Origin of the sequence: Streptomyces sp. NPDC008079, from assembly GCF_042957385.1 — a bacterium.
In the GTDB taxonomy this organism is placed as follows: domain Bacteria; phylum Actinomycetota; class Actinomycetes; order Streptomycetales; family Streptomycetaceae; genus Actinacidiphila.
The window spans coordinates 341,172-366,153 of record NZ_JBIBIC010000002.1; the positions used below are offsets into that span (position 1 = coordinate 341,172).

At 70.6% G+C, this 24,982-nt stretch carries 14 protein-coding genes; 12 read left to right on the top strand and 2 right to left on the bottom strand.

Translation table 11 applies throughout. From position 1 onward, the window contains the following. Positions 1 to 14: 14 nt before the first annotated feature. The 5 genes from ACFZAM_RS08550 to ACFZAM_RS08570 all read left to right on the top strand — a co-directional run bounded on the left by ACFZAM_RS08550 (position 15) and on the right by ACFZAM_RS08570 (position 9,301). Positions 15 to 824 carry a thioredoxin domain-containing protein gene (locus ACFZAM_RS08550; RefSeq protein WP_391044029.1) on the top strand — a complete coding sequence of 270 codons (810 nt, stop codon included), beginning with the start codon at positions 15 to 17 and terminating at the stop codon, positions 822 to 824. Between the two features lie 155 nt (positions 825 to 979). After that, a complete protein-coding gene (lgt, locus tag ACFZAM_RS08555) occupies positions 980 to 1,951 on the top strand; it encodes a prolipoprotein diacylglyceryl transferase (protein WP_391044031.1) in 972 nt (323 codons plus the stop codon). Positions 1,952 to 2,127: 176 nt separating this feature from the next. After that, positions 2,128 to 2,859 carry a VIT1/CCC1 transporter family protein gene (locus ACFZAM_RS08560; RefSeq protein ID WP_355333991.1) on the top strand — a complete coding sequence of 244 codons (732 nt, stop codon included), beginning with the start codon at positions 2,128 to 2,130 and terminating at the stop codon, positions 2,857 to 2,859. A 420-nt stretch (positions 2,860 to 3,279) separates the two neighbouring features. Further along, entirely contained in the window at positions 3,280 to 7,845 is a 4,566-nt protein-coding gene (gene gltB / locus ACFZAM_RS08565) for a glutamate synthase large subunit (protein ID WP_355333988.1), read from the top strand. Next, positions 7,838 to 9,301 (top strand): glutamate synthase small subunit, encoded by a 1,464-nt coding sequence (locus ACFZAM_RS08570; protein ID WP_391044035.1) that lies wholly within the window; start codon positions 7,838 to 7,840, stop codon positions 9,299 to 9,301. Before gltB ends, ACFZAM_RS08570 begins: the two co-directional genes overlap by 8 nt. Before the next feature lie 186 nt (positions 9,302 to 9,487). Here the strand turns inward: ACFZAM_RS08570 and ACFZAM_RS08575 are convergent, their stop codons facing one another. Next, on the bottom strand, positions 9,488 to 10,417 hold the full coding sequence (locus tag ACFZAM_RS08575; protein ID WP_355333984.1) for a hypothetical protein: 930 nt from the start codon (positions 10,415 to 10,417) through the stop codon (positions 9,488 to 9,490). A 139-nt stretch (positions 10,418 to 10,556) separates the two neighbouring features. Between ACFZAM_RS08575 and pepN the strand changes: the two genes are divergently transcribed. The 3 genes from pepN to ACFZAM_RS08590 all read left to right on the top strand — a co-directional run bounded on the left by pepN (position 10,557) and on the right by ACFZAM_RS08590 (position 16,730). Next, entirely contained in the window at positions 10,557 to 13,073 is a 2,517-nt protein-coding gene (gene pepN, locus ACFZAM_RS08580) for an aminopeptidase N (protein ID WP_391044037.1), read from the top strand. 637 nt (positions 13,074 to 13,710) lie between these two features. Continuing rightward, a complete protein-coding gene (locus ACFZAM_RS08585) occupies positions 13,711 to 15,189 on the top strand; it encodes an aminotransferase class V-fold PLP-dependent enzyme (protein ID WP_391044040.1) in 1,479 nt (492 codons plus the stop codon). Beyond that, on the top strand, positions 15,186 to 16,730 hold the full coding sequence (locus ACFZAM_RS08590; RefSeq protein ID WP_355333978.1) for a SidA/IucD/PvdA family monooxygenase: 1,545 nt from the start codon (positions 15,186 to 15,188) through the stop codon (positions 16,728 to 16,730). Before ACFZAM_RS08585 ends, ACFZAM_RS08590 begins: the two co-directional genes overlap by 4 nt. Here the strand turns inward: ACFZAM_RS08590 and ACFZAM_RS08595 are convergent. Continuing rightward, positions 16,699 to 18,528, bottom strand: coding sequence for a 5'-nucleotidase C-terminal domain-containing protein (locus tag ACFZAM_RS08595; protein ID WP_391044044.1), 1,830 nt, complete (start codon positions 18,526 to 18,528; stop codon positions 16,699 to 16,701). The two genes, ACFZAM_RS08590 and ACFZAM_RS08595, sit on opposite strands and share 32 nt — an antisense overlap. Before the next feature lie 307 nt (positions 18,529 to 18,835). Here ACFZAM_RS08595 and pyk point away from each other — a divergent pair, with 307 nt between their 5' ends. The 4 genes from pyk (at position 18,836) to ACFZAM_RS08615 (ending at position 24,978) form a co-directional block, all read left to right on the top strand. Then, on the top strand, positions 18,836 to 20,272 hold the full coding sequence (gene pyk / locus ACFZAM_RS08600) for a pyruvate kinase (protein ID WP_391044046.1): 1,437 nt from the start codon (positions 18,836 to 18,838) through the stop codon (positions 20,270 to 20,272). 522 nt (positions 20,273 to 20,794) lie between these two features. Further along, positions 20,795 to 22,042 (top strand): ABC transporter substrate-binding protein, encoded by a 1,248-nt coding sequence (locus ACFZAM_RS08605; RefSeq protein ID WP_391044049.1) that lies wholly within the window; start codon positions 20,795 to 20,797, stop codon positions 22,040 to 22,042. 111 nt (positions 22,043 to 22,153) lie between these two features. Continuing rightward, positions 22,154 to 23,083 carry a branched-chain amino acid ABC transporter permease gene (locus ACFZAM_RS08610; RefSeq protein ID WP_355333968.1) on the top strand — a complete coding sequence of 310 codons (930 nt, stop codon included), beginning with the start codon at positions 22,154 to 22,156 and terminating at the stop codon, positions 23,081 to 23,083. Between the two features lie 5 nt (positions 23,084 to 23,088). Next, complete coding sequence (locus ACFZAM_RS08615; protein WP_355333965.1) at positions 23,089 to 24,978, top strand: branched-chain amino acid ABC transporter permease; 1,890 nt, start codon at positions 23,089 to 23,091, stop codon at positions 24,976 to 24,978. The last annotated feature ends 4 nt before the right edge of the window (positions 24,979 to 24,982 follow it).

Genomic DNA, 24,982 nt, shown 5'->3' on the forward strand with positions numbered 1-24,982 from the left:
CGTTGGTCAGGGATGTGAGCCAGAAGAACCGAGACGGAAAGCGCAGCGCCCGCGAGGCCCTGTACGAACAGCGTGAAAAAGAGAAGGCCAGCGCCCGACGCAGGCGCACCATGGTGGTCGCGGGCGCGGTGGTCGCCGTGCTGGCCATCGCCGCCGTGATCGGGGTGGTGGTCGCCGACCACAAGGACAGCGGCGGCGGCTCCACCCCGGCCGCCGCGCCCAAGGGCGCCATCGGCAAGGACAATCTCGTCATCCCCGTCGGCGCCGCCGACGCGCCCTCGGTGCTGACGATCTACGAGGACTTCCGCTGCCCGGCGTGCGACGCCTTCGAGAAGGCGTTCACCCCGACCATCCACAGCCTTGAGGACAGCGGGCAGATCCGCACCGAATACCACCTGGTGACGCTCATCGACGGCAATCTCGGCGGCTCCGGCTCGCTGAACGCCGCCAATGCCGCCGCCTGCGCCCAGGACGCGGGCAAATTCCGCGCCTACCACGATGTGCTGTACGACAATCAGCCGGAGGAGCAGAGCGACACCTTCTCCGACAAGAACCACCTGCTCGACCTGGCGGGCAAGGTCAGCGGTCTGAAGACGCCGATCTTCACCGCGTGCGTCAACGGCGGCACCCACAACAGCTGGGTGAAGGCGTCCAACAGCGCCTTCGGGAAGTCCGGCTTCAACTCGACGCCGACGATCCTGCTCAACGGCAAGAGCGTCTACGGGAGCGGCAGCAGTCTCACGCCCGACTCGCTGAAGCAGATGGTCACCGACGCGAACAAGGGCAAAAAGGCGGGTGCGGTGACCACCGCTCCGGCCTCCTGACAGGCCCGCTGAGGGGCCTGCCGAGGCTTGATTCCGGGCCTTTCGGCGTCCGCGGGGATTCCCCCGGAGGGGCCGGAGGAGTCCCGGCCGTTATCCATACGTAGCCGGGCGGGTTGCCGCACTTCCCGCCCGGCAAGGTAGCGTCGGTCATTGCCATGGAACTCGCATTCATTCCCAGCCCGTCGCACGGAGTCGTCCACCTCGGACCCATTCCGCTGCGCGGCTACGCGTTCTGCATCATCATCGGTGTCTTCGTAGCCGTATGGCTCGGCGGCAAGCGCTGGATCGCCCGCGGCGGCCGGGCGGGCACGGTCGCGGACATCGCCGTGTGGGCGGTGCCCTTCGGTCTGGTCGGCGGTCGGCTGTACCACGTGATCACCGATTACGAGCTGTACTTCACCAGTGGCAAGGACTGGGTCGACGCCTTCAAGATCTGGCAGGGCGGCCTGGGGATCTGGGGCGCCATCGCCTTCGGCGCGCTCGGCGCCTGGATCGCCTGCCGCCGCCGGGGGATCGCGCTGCCGGTCTACGCCGACGCCATCGCGCCGGGCATCGCCTTCGCCCAGGCGATCGGCCGCTGGGGTAACTGGTTCAACCAGGAGCTGTACGGCGGCCCGACCACGCTGCCCTGGGGCCTGAAGATCGACCCCGCGCACCGGCCGGAGAGCACGCCGGACATCGCCACGTACCACCCGACGTTCCTGTACGAGTCCCTGTGGTGCGTCGGCGTCGCCCTGCTGGTCATCTGGGCCGACCGCCGCTTCAAGCTCGGCCACGGGCGGGCCTTCGCCCTCTACGTCGCCGCGTACACGGTGGGCCGCGCCTGGATCGAGCACATGCGCGTGGACTACGCCCACCAGATCCTCGGCATGCGGCTCAACGACTGGACCGCGATCGTCGTCTTCATCGGCGCCGTCGTGTACCTCGTCGTCGTCGGCCGCAAGCGGCCCGGCCGCGAGGAGAACATCGAGCCTCTCGCCTCCGGCGACGGCCCCGACGACGCCTCGCCGCCGTCGTCCGACCCGGAAGCGGAAGCGGACGCGGACGACGCGGTCGACTCCTCCTCCGTCGAGGACGAGGCTTCCGTCGGTTCCGTCGACCCGAAGCGAGCCTCCGAGGCGCTCTGATCTCGCGCCCCTGAGAAGCCCGTCACGCGCAGTGGCGGCGCACCTTCTCCAGGAGGAGAAAGGGCAGGTCAGGGCAGGCTTTCCTTGCTGGCGGCGCATCGCATTCGAGCGTACGGTCGAATGGATTCGTGGTCGTGCGGCCTCGCGGGAGGCTGCCTGGGAAGGGGTGGGGACGGATGTCAACGGCTGTCGAGGAGACGACGGCGGCGCCGTATCACGTACCGCACCACTCGCACCGTGACGTGAGCGGCGGCTGGCTGCGCCCGGCGGTGTTCGGGGCGATGGACGGCCTGGTGTCGAATCTGGCGCTGATGACGGGAGTGGCGGGCGGCGACGTCTCGTCGCGCACCATCGTGGTGACCGGGCTCGCGGGCCTGGCGGCGGGCGCCTTCTCGATGGCGGCGGGGGAGTACACGTCGGTGGCCTCCCAGCGGGAGCTGGTCGAGGCCGAGCTGGAGATCGAGCGGATCGAGCTGCGCCGCCACCCGGAGGCGGAGCTGCGGGAGCTGGCCGAGCTGTACGTCTCGCGCGGTGTGGAGCCGAAGCTCGCCCGCGAGGTGGCCAGGCAGCTCTCCGTCGACCCGGAGCGGGCGCTGGAGATACACGCCCGTGAGGAACTGGGCGTGGACCCGACCGACCTGCCGTCGCCGCTGGTCGCGGCGGCCTCCTCCTTCGTCGCCTTCGCGCTGGGCGCCCTGCTGCCCGTACTGCCGTATCTGCTCGGCGGCGACTCGCTGTGGCCCGCGGCCGTCCTCGCGCTGGCCGGACTGTTCGGCTGTGGTGCGGCCGTGGCCCGGGTGACCGCGCGTTCCTGGTGGTACAGCGGGGTTCGGCAGCTGCTGTTGGGCGCGGCGGCCGGCGGGGTTACCTTCGTATTGGGCGCTCTTATCGGCACAGCGGTCGGCTGACCACTCCGAACGGTCTGAACGGCCGACCGGTGCGGTCGGCCCACTGGTCCGATCGGGTGATCGGCGATGTGCCGTGCGCCCGCTCCACCGGACTCGGGAAACCCACAGGAAACCAGCGGCCACAAGCCTCATGTTTCCCCGTCGTTTCAGTAGCCGTCGCACGGGGCATTACCCGGTGGCGCACCGGCAGAAAGCGGCCCGGTAGCGCGCTGGACCCGGCCGGAAAACCTCCGACACGGCGCTGGCCTGATCTGTTCGCTCCACCCCTCATCATGTCCACATGCTGGAACTGAGTATCCGCTTCTCGAACACTCGTCCATCATGTAACCTGCACGAAATCGCAGAGGGCCAACGTCGTCCCTGTTGCGCATGCCTGGGAACAGGCAATGCATACAAGCCAAAGACGACGACGGGAGAGCCATGCGTTCGCGTTCCGCGTTCATGGACGGGCGCCCCGCCCCGCAGGGGATGTACGACCCCCGCAACGAGCACGACGCCTGTGGCGTCGGTTTCGTGGCCACCCTCACCGGCGAGGCGAGCCATGGGCTCGTGGAGCAGGCGCTGACCGTTCTGCGCAATCTGGAGCATCGTGGTGCCACCGGCGCCGAGCCCGACTCGGGTGACGGCGCGGGCATCCTCCTCCAGATCCCGGACGCCTTCCTGCGCGAGGCCGCCGGCTTCGCGCTGCCCGACCAGGGCCACTACGCGGTCGGCCTCGCCTTCCTCCCGGTCGAGACCGAGGACCGCGCCAAGGCCGTCGACGCCATCGAGCGGATCGCCGCGGAAGAGGGCCTGACCGTACTCGGCTGGCGCGAGGTCCCGGTCGCCCCCGAACTGCTGGGCACCACCTCCCGCTCGACGATGCCGTACTTCTCGCAGCTCTTCGTCGCCGACAGCGCCGGCGCCGCCTCCGGCATCGACCTCGACCGGCCCGCCTTCGTCCTGCGCAAGCGCGCCGAGCGCGAGGCCGACGTGTACTTCCCGTCGCTGTCCGCACGCACGATCGTGTACAAGGGCATGCTGACCACGGGGCAGCTCGAACCGTTCTTCCCCGACCTGTCCGACCCGCGGTTCGCCACCGCCATCGCGCTGGTCCACTCGCGCTTCTCCACCAACACCTTCCCGAGCTGGCCGCTCGCCCACCCGTACCGCTTCGTCGCGCACAACGGTGAGATCAACACCGTCAAGGGCAACAGGAACTGGATGCGGGCCCGCGAGTCGCAGCTCGCCAGCGACCTCTTCGGCCCGGCGGGCGGCGGCCAGGGCGGCGACCTGGAGCGGATCTTCCCGATCTGTACGCCCGGCGCCTCCGACACCGCGTCCTTCGACGAGGTGCTGGAACTGCTGCACCTCGGCGGCCGGTCGCTGCCGCACAGCGTGCTGATGATGATCCCCGAGGCGTGGGAGAACCACGAGTCGATGGACCCGGCGCGGCACGCCTTCTACCAGTACCACTCCACGCTGATGGAGCCCTGGGACGGCCCGGCCTGCGTCACCTTCACCGACGGCTCCGTCGTCGGCGCGGTCCTGGACCGCAACGGCCTGCGCCCCGGCCGCTACTGGGTCACCGACGACGGCCTGGTCGTGCTCGCCTCCGAGTCCGGCGTCCTGGACATCGCCCCGGAGAAGGTGACCCGCAAGGGCCGCCTCCAGCCCGGCCGGATGTTCCTGGTCGACACCGTCCAGCACCGGATCGTCGAGGACGACGAGATCAAGGCGGGCATCGCCGCGGAGAACCCGTACGCCGACTGGCTGGAAGCCGGGCTGATCAACCTCTCCGACCTGCCCGAGCGCGAGCACATCGTGCACACCCACGCCTCGGTCACCCGCCGCCAGCAGACCTTCGGCTACACCGAGGAAGAGCTGCGGATCATCCTCGCGCCGATGGCCAGGACCGGCGGCGAACCGCTCGGCTCGATGGGCACCGACTCGCCGATCGCGGCGCTCTCCGAGCGCCCCCGGCTGCTCTTCGACTACTTCACCCAGCTCTTCGCGCAGGTCACCAACCCGCCGCTGGACGCCATCCGCGAGGAACTGGTCACCTCGCTGATCTCCACCATCGGCCCGTCGGGCAACCTGCTGGAGCCCAGCCCGGCCTCCTGTCGCAACATCACCCTGCCGTTCCCGGTGATCGACAACGACGAGCTGGCCAAGCTCATCCACGTCAACGCCGACGGCGACCTGCCCGGGCTCAAGGGCGCCACCCTGTCCGGCCTCTACCGGGTCACCGGCGGCGGCCAGGCACTCGCCGCCCGGCTCGCCGAGATCTGCGCCGAGGCCGACGCCGCCATAGAGGACGGCGCCCGCCTGATCGTGCTCTCCGACCGGCACTCCGACGCCGAGCACGCGCCGATCCCGTCGCTGCTGCTCACCTCCGCCGTGCACCACCACCTGATCCGCACCAAGCAGCGCACCCAGGTCGGCCTCCTCGTCGAGGCGGGCGACGTGCGCGAGGTGCACCACGTGGCGCTGCTCATCGGCTACGGCGCCGCGGCCGTCAACCCCTACCTGGCCATGGAGTCCGTCGAGGACCTGGTCAGGGCGGGCACCTTCCTGCCCGGCGTCGAGGTCGAGACCGCGCTGAAGAACCTGATCAAGGCGCTCGGCAAGGGCGTGCTGAAGGTCATGTCCAAGATGGGCATCTCCACCGTCGCCTCCTACCGCGGCGCGCAGGTCTTCGAGGCGGTCGGCCTGGAGTCCGACTTCGTCGACAGCTACTTCCACGGCACCGACACCAAGATCGGCGGCGCGGGCATCGACGTCGTCGCGCAGGAGGTCGCCGCCCGGCACGCCAAGGCGTACCCGCTGTCCGGCATCGCCGCCGCGCACCGCAGGCTCGACATCGGCGGCGAGTACCAGTGGCGACGCGAGGGCGAACCGCACCTGTTCGACCCCGACACCGTCTTCCGGCTCCAGCACGCCACCCGCACCCGGCGCTACGACATCTTCAAGCAGTACACGCAGCGGGTGAACGAGCAGTCCGAGCGGCTGATGACGCTGCGCGGCCTGTTCGGGCTGAAGAACGACCGCGGCCCGGTCCCGATCGACGAGGTCGAGCCGGTCTCCGAGATCGTCAAGCGCTTCTCCACCGGCGCCATGTCGTACGGCTCGATCTCGCGCGAGGCGCACGAGACGCTGGCCATCGCCATGAACCAGCTCGGCGGCAAGTCCAACACCGGTGAGGGCGGCGAGGACGCCGACCGGCTGTACGACCCGGCCCGGCGCAGCGCCATCAAGCAGGTCGCCTCCGGCCGCTTCGGCGTGACGTCGGAGTACCTGGTCAACGCCGACGACATCCAGATCAAGATGGCCCAGGGCGCCAAGCCCGGCGAGGGCGGTCAGCTCCCCGGCCACAAGGTCTACCCGTGGATCGCCGGCACCCGGCACTCCACCGCGGGCGTCGGCCTGATCTCGCCGCCGCCGCACCACGACATCTACTCCATCGAGGACCTCGCCCAGCTCATCCACGACCTGAAGAACGCCAACCCCAAGGCGCGCGTTCACGTCAAGCTGGTCTCCGAGGTCGGCGTCGGCACCGTCGCGGCCGGTGTGTCCAAGGCCCACGCGGACGTCGTCCTGATCTCGGGACACGACGGCGGTACGGGCGCCTCGCCGCTCACCTCGCTCAAGCACGCGGGCGGCCCCTGGGAGCTGGGCCTGGCCGAGACCCAGCAGACGCTGCTGCTCAACGGCTTGCGGGACCGTATCGTCGTGCAGACCGACGGCCAGCTCAAGACCGGCCGGGACGTCGTCATCGCCGCGCTCCTCGGGGCCGAGGAGTTCGGCTTCGCGACCGCGCCGCTGGTGGTCTCCGGCTGCGTCATGATGCGCGTCTGCCACCTCGACACCTGTCCGGTCGGCGTCGCCACCCAGAACCCGGTGCTGCGCGACCGCTTCACCGGCAAGCCCGAATTCGTCGTGAACTTCTTCGAGTTCATCGCGGAGGAGGTCCGCGAGATCCTCGCCGAGCTGGGCTTCCGCTCCATCGAGGAAGCCGTCGGCCACGCCGAGCTGATCGACGCCGACCACGCCGTGGAGCACTGGAAGGCGCAGGGCCTCGACCTCGCCCCGCTGCTGTACGTGCCGGAGCTGCCCGAGGGCGCGGTGCTGCACCGTACCGTCGAGCAGGACCACGGCTTGGACCGCGCCCTGGACAACGAGCTGATCCGGCTCGCCGCCGAGGCGCTGGAGTCCGGCGCCCCGGTCCGCGCGCAGGTGCCGATCCGCAACGTCAACCGCACGGTCGGCACCATGCTCGGCCACGAGGTGACCAAGAAGTACGGCGGCGCGGGCCTGCCCGACGACACCATCGACGTCACCTTCACCGGCTCCGCCGGCCAGTCCTTCGGCGCGTTCCTGCCCCGGGGCGTCACCCTGCGGCTCGAAGGCGACGCCAACGACTACGTCGGCAAGGGCCTGTCCGGCGGCCGGGTCATCGTCCGCCCCGACCGCGGCGCCGACCACCTCGCCGAGTACTCCACCATCGCGGGCAACACCATCGCGTACGGCGCGACCAGCGGCGAGCTGTTCCTGCGCGGCCGTACCGGCGAACGGTTCTGCGTCCGCAACTCCGGCGCGACCGTCGTCTCCGAAGGCGTCGGCGACCACGGCTGCGAGTACATGACCGGCGGCCGGGCCGTCGTCCTCGGCGCCACCGGGCGCAACTTCGCGGCCGGTATGTCCGGCGGCATCGCCTACGTCCTCGACCTCGACCCCGGCGCCGTCAACTTCGGGATGGTCGGCGTCGAGTCGCTGGACGCGGGCGACATCACGTGGCTGCACGATGTCGTGCGCCGCCACTTCGAGGAGACCGGCTCCACCGTCGCCGAGCGGCTGCTCGCCGACTGGGGCGGCGCCCTCACCCGCTTCGGCAAGGTCATGCCGAGGGACTACAAGGCAGTGCTCGCCGCCAAGAACGCCGCCGAGCAGGCCGGACTCTCCGAGTCCGAGACCACCGCGAAGATGATGGAGGCGGCAAATGGCTGACCCCAAGGGCTTCCTCACCACCCCGCGTGAGACCGCTCCGACCCGCCCGGTCGAGGAGCGCCGGCAGGACTGGAAAGAGGTCTACGTCCCCGGCGGCCTGCTGCCGATCATCAGCAAGCAGGCCGGACGCTGCATGGACTGCGGCATCCCGTTCTGTCACAACGGCTGTCCGCTGGGGAATCTGATCCCCGAGTGGAACGACTACGCCTACCGCGAGGACTGGACCGAGGCCAGCGAGCGGCTGCACGCCACCAACAACTTCCCGGAGTTCACCGGGCGGCTGTGCCCCGCGCCGTGCGAGTCGGCCTGCGTGCTGGGCATCAACCAGCCCGCCGTCACCATCAAGAACGTCGAAGTCACCATCATCGACAAGGCGTGGGACAACGGCGACGTCACCCCGCAGCCGCCGGACCGGCTGTCCGGCAAGACCGTCGCCGTGATCGGCTCGGGCCCCGCGGGCCTGGCCGCCGCCCAGCAGCTCACCCGCGCCGGGCACACCGTCGCGGTCTACGAGCGCGCCGACCGGATCGGCGGACTGCTGCGCTACGGCATCCCCGAGTTCAAGATGGAGAAGCGGCACATCAACCGGCGCATCGAGCAGATGCGCGCCGAGGGCACCAAATTCCGCACCGGAGTGCAGATCGGCGTCGACCTCGACGCGGCCAAGCTCGCCAAGCGGTACGACGCGGTGGTCATCGCGGCCGGCGCGACCGTCTCCCGCGACCTGCCCGCACCCGGCCGTGAGCTGGGCGGCATCCACTTCGCCATGGAGTACCTCCCGCTGGCCAACAAGGTGCAGGAGGGCGACTTCGTCTCCCCGCCGATCACCGCGCAGGGCAAGCACGTGGTCGTCATCGGCGGCGGCGACACCGGCGCGGACTGCGTCGGCACCGCCCACCGGCAGGGCGCGGCCTCGGTCACCCAGCTCGAGATCATGCCGCGGCCGTCCGACGACCGGCCCGCGGGCCAGCCGTGGCCGACGATGCCCGCCGTCTACAAGGTGACCTCGGCGCACGAGGAGGGCGGCGAGCGGGTCTACGCCGTCAACACCATGAAGTTCGAGGGCGACGAGAACGGCAACGTCAAGGCGCTGCACCTGGTCGAGGTGGCCTTCCAGGACGGGAAGTTCGTCCCGCGGGAGGGCACCGAGCGGGTCATCCCCGCCGAGCTGGTCACCCTCGCGATGGGCTTCACCGGCACCGACCAGTCCAACGGCCTGGTCGACCAGCTCGGTCTCGCGCTGGACGCCCGCGGCAACATCGCGCGCGACGCCTCGTACGCGACCAACGTCGACGGTGTCTTCGTCGCCGGTGACGCCGGGCGCGGCCAGTCGCTCATCGTCTGGGCCATCGCCGAGGGCCGCTCCGCCGCGAAGGCCGTCGACTCCTACCTCACCGGCCTGGCCTCGGCCCTGCACGCCCCCATCCGCCCGACCGACCGGCCCCTCATGGTCTGACGTCGCGTCCGGACGGTCCCGACTGTCCCACCCCGCTCCGCACAATGGCGTGTGGAGCGCGCAACACCGCAGCGCCCGCCACTCCCCGACCAAGGAGGCGGGCGTTGTGCTTTTCCCTCGCGGCGGGGCGGTGCCGCGCCCTACGCGGCACGAACCCGCCGTGCGAACAGCGCGCCCCCGGCAGGGTCACGTGTCGACGTCCAGCTCCGTCTTGCACAGGGCGCACCGGGCGCGCAGGCGCCCCCGGCAGGGGACGCGGATGCGCTGGAAGCAGGTGGGGCACGGGAAGGAGACCCGTACCGTGCCCGAGGGCGCGGCCTCGAACGTGTAGTCCGGGCCGGAGGCCAGCGCGCGGCGGTCCTTGGCGTACCGGCGGCGGGCCGCCCAGCCCGACGCGGCCAGGGGAGCGCGGCGCACGTCCTGCTGGGCGCGGGCCAGCCCCGCGCGATAGGCGTCGCGGGCCTGGGCGCTGCGGAACCACGGCTCGATGTCGTCGCCGAAGGCCGCCGCGCGCTTGGCCAGCACGTAGCCGAACTCCTCCGGCGTGAGATAGCCGAGCTTGTACGCCGACATCATCAGCCGCTCGCCGCGGATCGCGGCCTCCTCGCGGTACGCGTCCAGCAGCAGCCAGCCCGCGCCCAGATACGCGGTGGCGGTGTCGGTCAGAATCTCGTTGTCCCGGGTGCCGGGGAACTCCAGACCGAGCCGGTGCAGGTAGACGTGCATGACCTCGTGGGCGAGCGCCGCCCCGACATCGCGCCGGTCGGTCCTGAACCGCGAGTGCAGCTCGATGAAGTACTCGGGCCCCGCGGCCAGCTCCACATTGCCCGCGTGCACCATGTCGCGGAAGCTCACGACCATCCGGGCGTCCGGCAGCCGGAAGTGCTGCACCATGACCCGCGCCACCCGCTGCGCGCCCAGATACAGGTCCTCGTCCGCGGGGAAGTCCACCAGTTCGGGATGGACGCTGGTGGCGAACCTGGCCACCCCGTCGCCGGACAGCCGCCGGTAGAGCGCGGTGAGCGCGGACCGCACCGTGTCGATGTGCGGGAAACCGTGCACGATGGCCCCGCCACCGGCCGTCGACGACGCGCTGGGTCCAGCCTGCTCGGCCATGAACACCTCCCCGTACCCACCGAGCCTACGCGTCGGCCCGCGCCGTTGTCGCCGCCATCGGCGGCCTCGGCGTCCCGCGGCGGCGGCCTCGCGGGGGTACCAGGTGACGGAGCCGCCGACGTGCGGCAGCATGTGCGACATGCCTGCTCTGACCCGCGCCGAGGCCGAGACCCGCGCCAGCGATCTGACCGTCCGCCACTACGCGATCGACCTCGATCTCACCCGAGGGGAGGACGTCTTCGGCTCGACCTCGGTGATCACCTTCACCGCCGACCGCGCCTGCGACACCTTCGCGGAACTCAAGCCCGCCGCACTGCGCCGCGTCGTGCTCGACGGCACGGAACTCGACCCGGCCACGCTGGACGACAACCGCCTCCCGCTGCCCGGCCTCGCCGCAGGGGACCACGAACTGCGGGTCGAGGCCGACATGCGGTACTCGCACACCGGCGAGGGCATGCACCGCTTCACCGACCCCGCCGACGGGGAGACGTACGTCTACACCCAGCTCTTCATGGAAGACGTGCAGCGCGTCGCCGCCGCCTTCGACCAGCCGGACCTCAAGGCCGTGTTCGAGGTCACGGTGACCGCGCCGCCGCAGTGGACGGTCCTCGGCAACGCGCTCACCACCCGTACCGGCCAGACGCCCGCGGGCGACGGGCGCTGGACGATGGCCGCGACCCCGCCGATCTCCACGTATCTGCTCGCCGTCGCCGCGGGACCCTGGCACTCGGTACGCACCGAGCACGCCGGGCTGCCCTTCGGCCTGCACTGCCGCCGCTCGCTCGCCCCGCACCTGGACCGGGACGCCGACGAGCTGTTCGACATCACCCGCCGCTGCTTCGACCGCTACCACGAGCTGTTCGCGGAGCCGTACCCCTTCGACTCCTACGACCAGGCGTTCGTCCCCGAGTTCAACGCGGGCGCGATGGAGAACCCCGGACTGGTCACCTTCCGCGACGAGTTCGTCTTCCGCTCGGCCTTCACGCCCACCGAGGCGCAGTTCCGGGCCGTCGTCATCGCGCACGAGATGGCGCACATGTGGTTCGGCGACCTGGTGACGCTGCGCTGGTGGGACGACATCTGGCTGAACGAGTCCTTCGCCGAGTACATGGGCTTCCAAGTCCTGTCCGAGGCCACCGACTTCACCGGCACCTGGACCGACTTCGCCGTCGCCCGCAAGGCGTGGGGCACCGACGCCGACCAGCGGCCCTCCACCCACCCGGTGGCCCCCGACCCCGAGGCCGTGCCCGACACCGCCTCCGCGCTCAACAACTTCGACGGCATCTCGTACGCCAAGGGCGCCTCCGCGCTGCGCCAACTCGTCGCCTGGCTCGGCCAGGAGGACTTCCTCGCCGGGATCAACGAGCACTTCGCCCGGCACCGCTTCGGCAACGCCAACCTCGCCGACTTCATCGACTCGCTGGCCGGCGCCACCGAACGCGACGTGCCCGGCTGGGCCGCCGCCTGGCTGCGCACCAGCGGCGTCGACACGCTCACGCCCGCCACCGTGGCCACCTCCGACAGCGGCTGGCGGCTGGAGATCAGCCACAGCGGAGACCGCCCGCACCGGATCGCCGTCGGCCTGTACGACCGGGCCGCCGACGACCCCGCGCGGCTCGTGCTGCGCGACCGGCTCACCGTCGACATCGACGCGAACGCCGCCGTCAGCGCGCACGAACTGCCCGGCACCCGGCCCGATGTGGTGCTGCTCAACGACGGCGACCTCTCCTTCGCCAAGGTCCGCTTCGACGAACACACCTGGGAGACGCTGGAGGAGACGCTCAGCGGGCTGCCCGAACCGCTCAGCCGGGCCGTCACCTGGTGCGCGGCCCGCGATCTCGTACGCGACGCGAAGATCGCCCCGCGCGACTATCTGGCCCTGGTCGCACGGCAGTTGCCCGCCGAGACCGACCCGGCGCTGGTCGAGGCGGTCCTCACCTTCGCGCGTACGCAGGTCGCCGACCGCTACCTCGACCCGGCGCTGCGCCCCGACGCCCTCGGCAAGCTCGCCGCCACCAGCCGGGCGCTGCTCGCCGACGGCGGCCCCGGGGTCCGGCTCACCGCCACCCGCACGCTCATCGACAGCGCCGTCACCGCGGGCGAGGCGGCCGTACTGCGCGAGTGGTACGACGACGGCAAGATTCCCGGTGCCGCGGATCTCGACGCCGAGCTGCGCTGGAAGGCGCTGCTGCGGCTCGCCGTCCTCGGGCACGCCACCGCCGCCGACATCGACGCCGAGCTGGCCCGCGACCCCAGCGGCACCGGTCGTGAGGGCGCCGCCCGCTGCCGGGCCGCCCTGCCGGACGAGGCGGCGAAGGAGGCCGCCTGGGCGTCGATGTTCCACGACGACACCCTGTCCAACTACCTCTTCGCGGCCACCGCCCAGGGCTTCTGGCACCCCGAACAGGACGCCCTGCTCAGCCCGTTCGTCCCGCGCTTCTACCCCGACGCCATCGCCGTCACCGGCCGTCGCGGCGCGGCCATCGCCGAGGCCATCAGCCGCTATGGCTTCCCCTCGGAGGTCGTCACCGAATCCGCCCTCGAACTCGGCCGCACCGCTCTCTCCGACCCCACCCTCATCCCCGCTCTCCGCCGTGCCCTCACCGACCGCCTCGACGACCTCTCGCGTGCCGCGCGCATCAGGTCCACCTGGTAGCCCAGCCCCCCGAGACGGCTCCTTCACCGGGCCCGGTGGGCCGATCTCTCCAGGGGCGCGGGACCCGCGCGACCTCGCGCCCCAGGACGGTTCCCTTGCGCTAGGCGGCACGCCGGTCTTTTAGGGCCTTGCGCCCCAGGGCGGTTGCTTTGCCGGGGCGCCAGCCACGTGTTTTTAGGGGCGCGGGGAACTGCGCGGCCTCGCGCCCCAGGGCGGTTGCTTTGCCTGGGGCGGTGGGCCGGTCTTTTAGGGGCGCTGGGGGCACCTCCCAGCGTTAGCTGGGGGAGGAACTGCGCGCTCAGCCCGCGCGGTGGCGCGGGTGAAAACCGGCCCCAGCGGGGCAGTTGCGGTTGTTTTCGGGCTGAAAGCCCGGTGGGGGCTGGTCGCGCAGTTCCCCGCGCCCCTAAAAGCAGGCCCTACGCAAGGTGGACGCGGGGGGGCCCCTGAGAGCACCGTCCTGCGCAAGGTGGACGCGGGGGGGCGCCCCCGAGAGCAGCGTCCTGCGCGAGGTGGGCGCACGGGGGGCGCGGCTGGAAACAGGGGCCTGCGCAGGGCGAAGGTACGGGGGGCGATACCCGTTGGCGTTCGGCGTCGTTGAGTACGGAGAGGTACCGGCGACGACAGGCGGCAACGACTCATGGCGAAGCCACAACTGGCCGGGGGCCGCCAAGGACCCGCAGAACTCGGGCCGTTGCTCGAAACGACCCGCGCGGCCCTCGCGGAAGGCGCGGCGACCCGCGGCGGCCCCCTGCCCAGCGGCGGCCCCGCCGCGGTGGCGGCGCGGCTGGCCCGGACGGGCCAGCCGCTGCCCCGCACCGGCACCGGAGCGGAAGAAGCCCTGCGCACACTGGTGCGCGCCGTCGCGGAGGGCGCCGCCGACCCGGCGGAACCGGGCTGCGTCGCGCATCTGCACTGCCCGCCCCTGGCCATGGCCGCGGCGGCCGACTTCGCCGCGTCCGTACTGAACCCGTCCATGGACTCCTGGGACCAGGCCCCCGCCGCCACGGCGTTGGAGGCCCGCGTCACGGCGGCACTGGCGGCCCTGGTGTACCCCGGCCACGACGCTCCCGACGCGCTGGTCACGACCGGCGGCACGGAGTCGAACCAGCTCGCGCTGCTGCTGGCCAGGGAGCGTGCGGCGCGTGCGGGCCGCCGCCCGGTGCAGGTGGTGTGCGGGTCGAACGCGCACCACAGCGTGGCCCGCGCGACCTGGCTGCTCGGCCTGCCCCGTCCGGTGGTGCTCGCCACACCCGGCGGCGTACTGGACCCGGCGGCCGTGGAGTCCGTCCTGCGCGGCCTCGCGCCGCACGTGCTGCTGGTCGCGACCGCGGGCACCACGGACACCGGTGCGATCGACGCGCTGCCCGCGCTGGCAGCCGCCGCCGCCCGGCACGACGCCGAGTTGCACGTGGACGCCGCGTACGGCGGCCCGTTGCTGTTCAGCGACCGCGAAGCGGCCAAGCTCGCGGGCCTCGACCAGGCCGTCTCGGTCACCGTCGACCTGCACAAGCTCGGCTGGCAGCCAGTCGCCGCGGGACTGCTGGTCGTACCCGACGCCGCCGCGCTGCGCCCGCTCGACCACCGCGCCGACTATCTGAACGCGGCCGACGACACCGAGGCCGGGCTGCCCGACCTGCTGGGCCGTTCGCTGCGCACCAGCCGCCGCCCCGACGTCCTGAAGATCGCCGTCACCCTGCGGGCGCTCGGCCGTGAGGGGATGGGGCAGCTGGTCGACGCCGTCTGCGCGTCGGCCCGTGAGCTGGCGGAGCGGATCGAACGCCACCCGGACCTGACGCTGTACGCGCACCCCGCCATCAGCACCGTGCTGTTCCGGCCGCGCGGCGCCACCGACGAGGCGATCGCCGCGCTGCGCCGCCGCCTGCTGTACGACGGCCGGGCGGTGCTGGGCCGCGCCCACGTCGGCGGGCGGCTGTGGCTCAAGGCGACGCTGCTGAACCCGTACCTCACCGCGGCGGACCTCGACGCGCTCGTCGCCCTGGCCGCCGAGCCCCCGGAGCCCGCTGCGCCCGCCGAGTCCGCCGAGCCACCGGCACCCGAGGCCCGCTTGCCGCACCCGACACCTCCCCTGACCACGGAAGGCACCACCCCCCGATGACGCCCTCGCACGACGACGCCTCGCACGAGGCCCGCGGAACGGCGCGACCAGCCGGCGCCCCGGCCCCCGCGCCGGTCCCCCACCCGACGACGGTTCCCGCACAGGCGCAAGGACCCGACCGCGCCCCGGCCCCCGCCGCGCCCCCCGCCGAATCGCAGCCGCCCCCCTTCGACCTGCTCGGCATCGGCATCGGCCCGTTCAACCTCTCGCTCGCCGCCCTCGCCGACGGCGTGCCCGACCTCACCGCCGCCTTCTACGACCAGCGGTCCTCCTTCCAGTGGCACCCCGGTCTGCTGATCGACGGCGCCACCCTCCAAGTCCCCTTCCTGGCCGACCTGGTGACCCTCGCGGACCCCGCGAGCCGCTGGTCCTTCCTGAGCTGGCTCAAGACCCGCGAGCGGCTGTTCCCCTTCTACTTCGCCGAGCGCTTCCATGTGCACCGCGCCGAATACGACGCCTACTGCCGGTGGGCCGCCGAGGGGCTGCCCAGTACGCACTTCGGGCAGCAGGTCGACGCCGTGCGCTGGAACGCGGAGCGCGGCCACTTCGAGGTCGACCACACGCACCTGGACGAGCACGGCGAGGCCGAGGCGCTGGGCCGCACGTACGCCCGGCACCTGGTGGTGGGGATCGGCACGGCCCCTTACGTACCGGAGCCCCTGCGCCCGCTCGCGCAGGCGCCGACCGTACCCGTCGTGCACTCCGCGGACTACGTCAAGCAGCGCGAACGGCTGCTGGACGCCGAGCACATCACCGTCGTCGGCTCCGGACAGTCCGGCGCCGAGATCTTCCTCGACCTGCTGCGGGCGCGTCCCGCCGGCCGGGAGCGGCTGACGTGGCTGGCGCGTACGCCCGCCTTCGCGCCGATGGAGTACAGCAAACTGGGCCTCGAACACTTCACCCCGGACTACACGCGGTACTTCCACGGTCTGCCGGAGCCGGTGCGCGACCGACTGGTGCCGCGGCAGTGGCAGTTGCACAAGGGCATCGACGACGCCACGATCACCGCGATCCACGACGAGCTGTACCGCCGTACGCTCGACGGCGGCTGGCCGGACGCGGTGCTGACGCCCGGCGTCACCGTGCGGACCGCGGGCCGGATCGGCACCCAGAGCATCGAACTGCACCTGGAACACGTCGAACAGGGCACCCGTACCCGGCTGATGACCGACGCGGTGGTGCTGGCGACCGGCTACCGGGAGCGCCCGCTCGACCAGTTGCTCGCGCCGCTCGACCCGTACCTGAAGCGGGACTCCGCCAACCGGCCGCGGATCGACGCGCGGCACCGGCTGGAGCTGGACCGGGCGGTCACCGGCCGGATCTACGTGCAGAACGCGGAGCGGCACAGCCACGGGATCGGCGCGCCCGACCTGGGCCTGGCGGCCTGGCGCTCCGCGGTCATCCTCAACGACCTGACCGGCCTCCTGACCGGCGCGGAGCACTACCCGCTGCCGGCCAGGACGGCCTTCACCACCTTCGGTCTCGACGGCGCCGCCGCCAGTGACGTCCCTACGCGAACAGCGGCACTCCGGCGCGGGTGAGGCGCCACTCGTCGCCGCCGAACGTCGTCGGGTCGATCGTGCCGTGCGCCTGCACCCAGGCGATGATCGTGTTGCGGATCTCGTCCGAGTTGGACCACACCGACTGGGCGGTGGCCACGTGCGGGTAGTTGCTGCCGCCGCCGGAGCGGTAGTTGTTGACCGCGAGCACGAACCGCGCGGCCGGGTCGACCGGCGCGCCGCCGTGCGTGAGGTTGACGATCCGGGAGCCGACCGGCTGCGCGATGTCGATGTCGTACGACACGCCGCTGAGGATGTCGTAGCTGTAGTCGGGGGTGTTGTTGGCGTTGGTGATCTTGGTGACGTCGACGGGCGCGTCCGGCGCGGTCTGCGCGTAGTACGCCGCCGACCACTCCAGGTAGTCCTTGACCTGGGCGCCGGTGAGCAGCTTGGCGTCCAGGGTGTTCTCGTAGACGTACAGCCCCGCCACGTCGCGCAGCGAGACCTGCCCCGCCGGGATCGCGGCGGTGCGGGAGAACGGCGACGCCTCGGAGAGCACCGGCAGGTCGGCGTACGCGGTACCGGCGAGCGCCGCCTTCACCGTGTCGGCCTGCACCAGGTTGAGGAAGTCGATGATCGGCGTGTCCTTGTACGTGGACTCGGCCGCGGACATCGTCGCGGTGCAGGTGCCGATGATCTGGTTGACGTACGCGACGACCTTGTTGTGCTCGTCGCGCACCAGCTTGGCCACGACCGGGTCCTCGGCGACGGTGTTGGCGTTGCGCACCTCGGCCTTGACGGAGGTGACCTCCCACCGGCCGCGGCTGAACTCCAGGTCGATGTCGAAGACGCTCAGCCGCATGCCCCACATCAGGGGCTCGGACAGCACGACGGTCTTGCCGGTCTTCTCGTTGACGACGAGCGTCTGCGGGCGCTCGACGTGGGTGTGGCCGACCAGGATCGCGTCGATGCCGGGCACCTGCTGGGCCACCAGCGAGGAGGCGTTCTCCGGGTACGGGATCGCGTCGCCGTACGAGGTGCTGCCGTCCAGGCCGGAGTGGTCGGTGCAGATCACCACGTCGCAGCCGAGGGCGCGGAGCTTGGGCACGTAGATCTTCGCCTGCTCGACCAGGCCGGGGAAGGCCATCTTGCCCTGCACGTTGGCCTTGTCCCAGATGGCGATGCCGGGGTTGGTCAGGCCGAGGATGCCGACCTTGACCGGGGGGCCGCCCTGGACGCGGATCTCCTTGACCAGGTAGGGCGGGAAGGCGGGCTTGAGGGTCTTGGCGTCCACCGCGTTGGCGGCGAGCAGCGGGAAGTCGCACTGGTCCTGGAAGGCGCGCAGCAGCGGGATGCCGTAGTTGAACTCGTGGTTGCCCAGCGCCGCCGCGTCGTACTTCATGTGGTTCATGGCCAGCGCCATCGGGTGCTTGGGGCCGCGGCGGGCGCCGGTGATCGGCTCGACCCGCGCGTAGTAGTACGAGAGCTGCGTGCCCTGGATGATGTCGCCCGCGTCGATCAGCAGCGTGCGGTCGTGGCCCTTCTCGGCGCGGGCGTGCGCGACGAGGGTGGAGACCTTGGCGAGGCCGATGTCGTTGTGGGTCGCGTCGTCGTACTCGGCGTTCGTGAAGTAGTCCCAGTTCAGGGCGTGTCCGTGCAGGTCGGTGGTGCCCAGCACCCGCAGGCTGAACGTCTTGGGCTTCCCGTGGCCGTGTCCGTGGTGCCGGTCGGCGGCCTCCGCGGGGCTCGCCCCCACGACCGCCCCGGCGGTGCCCGCGAGCGCCACGCCCGCCCCCGTGGCGGCCGAGCGGTTGATGAAGTCCCTGCGGTTGAGCGCCATCTGTCGTCTCCTCGTTCCCGTCTGCTCCCGGTGCGGGAACAACGCGCGTAGATTCTGCACCGCCCGCCCCACCCGGCGACACCCCCCACACGTAACCGGAAGATGTCCCGCGCGTGACACGCACGGTGCGGCCGACGCGCGATTCCGGGCGCGTAAGACGTGCTCAGCGGGTGCGGGGGTGACAGGAGTGCTCATCGGAGCGGGGGGCCGCACACTTCGACACTTGTCAACAAGCGTTAATCCAGACGTCGTTGGGCAGTTGCCGTGAGCGTGTTCCCTACCAACGAGTAGGTCATACTCTCGACACATGCGCCGAGCCAAAATTGTCTGCACACTGGGCCCCGCCACCGACTCCTACGACCAGATCAAAGCACTGGTCGAGGCCGGAATGGACGTGGCACGACTGAATCTGAGCCATGGAGCGTACGCGGAGCACGAGGACCGCTACCGACGAGTCCGCAAAGCCGCGGACGAGACCGGTCGCAGCGTGGGCATCATGGTTGACCTTCAGGGCCCGAAGATCAGGCTCGGACGTTTCGCCGAAGGACCTGTACTACTCGAACGCGGCGACGAGTTCACGATCACCGTGGACGACATCGAGGGCGACCAGCAGATCTGCGGGACGACGTACAAGGGACTGTCCGCGGACGTCGCCCGCGGCGAGCGCATCCTGGTGGACGACGGGCGCGTCACCCTGGAGGTCACCGATGTCGAGGGACCGCGGGTGCACACCATGGTCATCGAGGGCGGGATGGTCTCCGACAACAAGGGGCTGAATCTCCCCGGTGTCGCCGTGTCGGTGCCCGCGCTGTCCGACAAGGACATCAGGGACCTGCGCTGGGGCCTGCGGATCGGCGCCGACATCATCGCGCTGTCCTTCGTCCGCACCGGCCGGGACGTCGAGGACGTGCTGCGGATCATGGCCGAGGAGGGCCGCCGGGTCCCGGTGATCGCCAAGGTCGAGAAGCCGCAGGCGGTCGACGCCCTCGAAGGGATCGTCGACGCGTTCGACGGGATCATGGTCGCGCGCGGCGACCTCGGCGTCGAGATGCCGCTGGAAGCCGTCCCGATGGTGCAGAAGCGCGCGATCAAGCTCGCCAAGCGCAACGCGAAGCCGGTCATCGTCGCCACCCAGATGCTCGACTCGATGATCGACAACTCCCGCCCCACCCGCGCCGAGGCCAGCGACGTCGCCAACGCCGTGATGGACGGCACGGACGCGGTGATGCTCTCCGGTGAGACCAGCGTCGGCAAGTATCCGATCGAGACCGTCAAGACGATGTCGCGGATCGTGTCCGCGGCCGAGGACGCGGTGCTCGCCACCGGCCTGCCGCCGCTCACCGACCGGAACAAGCCCCGTACCCAGGGCGGCGCCGTGGCCCGCGCCGCCGCCGAGATGGGCGACTTCCTCGGCGCCCGCTTCCTGGTCGCCTTCACTCAGTCCGGCGACACCGTCCGCCGGCTGTCCCGCTACCGCTCGCCGATCCCCCTGCTCGCCTTCACCCCGGAGCCCGCGACCCGCTCGCAGTTGAATCTGACCTGGGGAGTGGAGACCTTCCTCGGCCCGATGGTGCAGACCACCGACGAGATGGTCCAACAGGTGGACGAGCAGCTGCTGCGGATCGGCCGCTGCAAGAAGGGCGACATCGTGGTGATCACGGCCGGTTCGCCCCCCGGCATGCCGGGCACCACCAACATGGTCCGGGTCCACCACATCGGCGAGGACGATTCGCCGAAATCCTGACCTGTACGGCGCGGATTCACCCGCCGCGCACATCACGCCCCGTTCGGCATTCGCCGGGCGGGGCGTCGTCGTCGGCCGCCTTTGCCGCCGATTTCGGCAGCGGCAATGGCGGGGCCTTTGGCCGGCGAATCGAAAAACTTAACGCTATGTAACGCGAACGCAATACGGAATCAGGGCGGTACTCCGACAGGTGCTTACCCTCTGAATCTCCTGACATTCCTGCCGCGGCCACATCGCCTCCCGGCCGCCCCCAAGTCCCCTACCCTTGGCCGGAAGTGCGCGTTCTCATCATGCGGACGCCGGAGCAAAGCACCCAAATCCCTCCGCCAACCTCAGCAGAACCTCAAGAGTTTCCTTCCGGCATAACAAGACAGTCACACTCTTCCCTTCACCTCTGCCTGACTCAGCTCCACGCGCCTAGAGTCACGGCCAGTCACCGCGCCTCCGGATTTGTCAGTTCGGGTTCCAGCGCGCGACTCGGCGTCTCATCAGAGACGGCCGCGCCAGGGGAAAGGACTGATCGTGCGACACCGTTCCTTGCTTGTACTGACCGCCGTACTCACCACTGGAGCCCTCACCCTCACCGCCTGCGGATCGCGGAGCGACGACAAGAAGGGCAGCGGGGACAGCAGCGGCGCCGCCAAGACGACCGTTGTCATCGGTGTCGACGCTCCGCTTACCGGGCAGAACTCGGCCACCGGCCTCGGCATCCAGTACGGCGTGCAGATCGCTGTCGACGACGCCAACAAGAACAACCTCGTCCCCGGGGTGACCTTCAAGATCAAGGCCCTGGACGACAAGGCGCTGCCCGCCACCGGCCAGCAGAACGCCACGGCCCTGGTCGCGGACAGCAGCGTGATCGCCGCCGTCGGCCCGCTGAACTCCGGCGTCGCCCAGTCCATGCAGCAGGTGTTCACCACCGCGAACATGGTCGAGATCTCGCCGTCCAACACCAACCCCACCCTGACCCAGGGCAAGGACTGGAACACCGGCACCAAGGTCCGGCCGTTCAAGACCTACTTCCGTACCGCCACCACCGACGCCCTCCAGGGCGGCTTCGCGGCGGACTACGCCTACAACACCCTGAAGAAGACCAACGCCTTCGTGGTGGACGACAAGCAGACCTACGGCGCGGGTCTCGCGGGCATCTTCAAGGACAAGTTCGGGTCCCTCGGCGGCAAGATCGCCGGCACCGACCACGTCAACACCGGTGACAACGACTTCTCCACGCTCGTCACCAAGATCAAGAACGCCAAGGCCGACATGGTCTACTACGGCGGCCAGTACGACGAGTCGGAGCAGCTCACCAAGCAGCTCAAGGCGGCCGGCGTGAAGATCCCGCTCATGGGCGGCGACGGCATGTTCTCCGACACCTACATCAAGACCGCGGGTCCGGCCTCGGAAGGCGACCTCGCCACCTCCGTCGGCGTCCCGGTCACCACGCTCCCGGCGGCCAAGGACTTCATCGCCACGTACAAGGCGAAGAACTACCCCGGTGACTACGGCACCTACGGCGGCTACTCGTACGACGCCGCCACCGCGATCATCAAGGGCGTCAAGGCCGTCATGGACGCCAACGGCGGCAAGCTCCCCGCCATGGCCGACGCCCGCTCCAAGCTCGTCGACGCCGTCCAGAAGAGCGACTTCGACGGCATCGCCGGTCACGTCTCCTTCGACCAGTACGGCGACACCACCAACAAGCAGCTCACCGTCTACCAGGTCAAGAGCGGCAAGTGGGAGGCCGTGAAGAGCGGCACCTACAGCGGCTGACCGACTCCGTAGCACCCAGGGCCGCGCGGCTGGTCACCCCGACCGCGCGGCCCCCCGCTTACCCCCGGCGTACCTTCCCCCCTGCTCCCTCAGTGACATGGAGGCCATGCGGTGCACACCCTGCCGCAACAGCTGGCCAACGGGCTGTTCATCGGCTCGATGTACGGGCTCATCGCCATCGGCTACACGATGGTGTACGGCATCGTCCAGCTCATCAACTTCGCCCACGGCGAGATCTACATGACCGGAGCCTTCGGCGCGCTCGCGGTCTGGACGAATCTCCCCGACAGCACGTCCATCTGGCTCGCACTGCCCCTGATGCTGCTCGGCGGCGCCATCGTGTCCGTGCTCATCGCCGTGGCCGCGGAGCGATTCGCGTACCGGCCACTGCGCGGCGCACCACGGCTGGCACCACTGATCACCGCCATCGGCCTCTCCCTCGCACTTCAGCAGGCGATCTTCCTCTGGTACCCGGGCGCCGACAACGCCAAGAGCTTCCCGCAACTGCCCGGCGGCCCCTTCCACGTGGGATCGATCAACATCCAGAGCGGTGACATCTTCCTGGTCTCCGCCGCCGTGATCTGCATGGTCGGCCTCGCCGCCTTCGTCCGCACCAGCCGCACCGGCCGCGCCATGCAGGCCACCGCGCAGGACTCGGACACCGCCCAGCTCATGGGCATCGACACCAACCGCATCATCGTCATCGCCTTCGCCATCGGCGGCTTCTTCGCCGCCGTCGCCGGACTCGCCTCCGGCCTCAAGTACGGCCAGGTCAAGTACGACATCGGCTTCCAGGCCGGACTCAAGGCGTTCACCGCGGCCGTCCTCGGCGGCATCGGCAACATCTACGGAGCCATGCTCGGCGGCCTCGTCCTCGGCATCGCCGAGTCCTGCGCCTCCGCCTACATCTCCAACATCCCCGGCATGCAGCAGCTCGGCGGCGGAAGCTGGGCGAACGTCTGGGCCTTCGTGCTCCTCATCGTCGTCCTGCTCGTCCGGCCGCAAGGTCTGCTCGGCGAGCGCGTCGCGGACAGGGCGTGACACCGATGACCGACATCCCCGTAAGCGCCGCGGAGTCCATCGCCGTCGACACCGCGAAACCGGCCGGACGCAGGGTCGCCCCCTTCGTACCGCTGCCGCGGACCGCCGCCCAGGCGGTCACCCTCGTCGGCGCCGTGGCGACCATCGCCTCCACCTTCATGTCCTGGACGTACACCACCGAGTTCCCCGGCGACCTCACCGTCTCCGGCTACCCCGGCGGTCTCCAGGTCCTCACCCTGGTCGGCGCCATCGTCACCGGCCTGTTCGCGCTCGGCGCCTTCGGCCTCAAGGGCCTGCGCTGGCTCACCCCCAACCGCTCCAACAACCCGGTGCTGCTGCTCGCCCTCGGCACCCTGGGCACCACCTGGTACACGGTGATCGCCATCGCCGAGAAGCTCGGCGGTCTGGCCAACCTCGACCCCGGCGGCTTCGTCGCCGCGATCGGCAGCCTGGTCCTGGTGATCGGCGCCCTCGCACTGCCGATCCACCGGCACCCGCGGGAGACCCACGACACCGAGTACTTCGAACTCGGCCGCTTCTCCACGGTCGGCCCGGTCGTCGGCACGTACAAGTGGCTGCGCGAACTGCGCCCCCACCACAGCGATCTCCCGGTCGCCGACCCGACGAAGCTGCCCGGCTGGGTCCAGCGGCTGATCATCACCGTGGCCGCCGCGATCGGCCTCGAGGTCTTCACCTACGGCCTCGCCACCGGCTACACCGAGATCTTCCTCGGCTTCCTCATCGTCGTGGTCTTCACCATCTGGGCGCTGAGCGCGGCCGGTCTGCTCCGGCAGTTCTCCGGACTCACCGCCGCCCACCGCTCGTTCGCCAACACGATGGGCTTCCTGGCCGCGCTGGCCTACCCCTTCGCGCAGAACGACGAGCACTACGCCAACCTCGGCGTCAACATCCTGATCTTCGGCACCGTCGCCCTCGGCCTCAACATCGTCGTCGGCCTCACCGGCCTGCTCGACCTCGGTTACGTCGCCTTCCTCGGCGTCGGCGCGTACGCCGCCGCCCTGGTCTCCGGCTCGCCGTTCTCGATCTGGTCCGGCGTCCAGTTCCCGTTCTGGGCCGCCGCCCTCACCGGCATGGCCGCCTCACTGGTCTTCGGCGTCCTCATCGGCGCCCCCACCCTGCGGCTGCGCGGCGACTACCTGGCCATCGTCACGCTCGGCTTCGGTGAGATCTTCCGCATCGTCGTCAACAGCCTCGACGGCGTATCGGGCCCGAAGGTCACCAACGGCCCCAACGGCATCTCGCAGATCCCCGACCTGTCGATCTTCGGGTACAACCTCGGCGCCTCGCACGACATCGGCTCCGTCACCCTCGGCCGGTTCGCCAACTACTACCTGCTGATGCTGCTGATCACGGTCATCGTGGTGCTGATCTTCACCCGCGCCGCCGACTCCCGGATCGGCCGCGCCTGGGTCGCCATCCGCGAGGACGAGACCGCCGCCACCGCCATGGGCATCAACGGCTTCCGGGTCAAGCTGATCGCCTTCGCCCTCGGCGCCTCGCTCGCCGGACTCGCGGGCACCGTCAGCGCCCACGTCACGTACAACGTGGTGCCCAACCCGTACCAGTTCGCGGGCGCCGCCCCGCCCAACTCGGCCTTCCTGCTCGCCGCCGTCGTCCTCGGCGGCATGGGTACGGTCAGCGGCCCGATCCTCGGCGCGGCGCTGCTCTACCTGCTCCCCGAGAAGCTCGGCTTCCTGGAGCGGTACGAACTCTTCGCGTTCGGCCTCGCCCTGATCCTGATCATGCGCTTCCGGCCCGAGGGCATCATCCCCAACCGGCGCCGCCAGCTCGAATTCCACCAGGACGAAGTGCTCATCCCCGAGCAACGCCCGCTCGGCGACGACACCGTCCCGGCCAGCCCGGCAGGGGCGTGAGAGA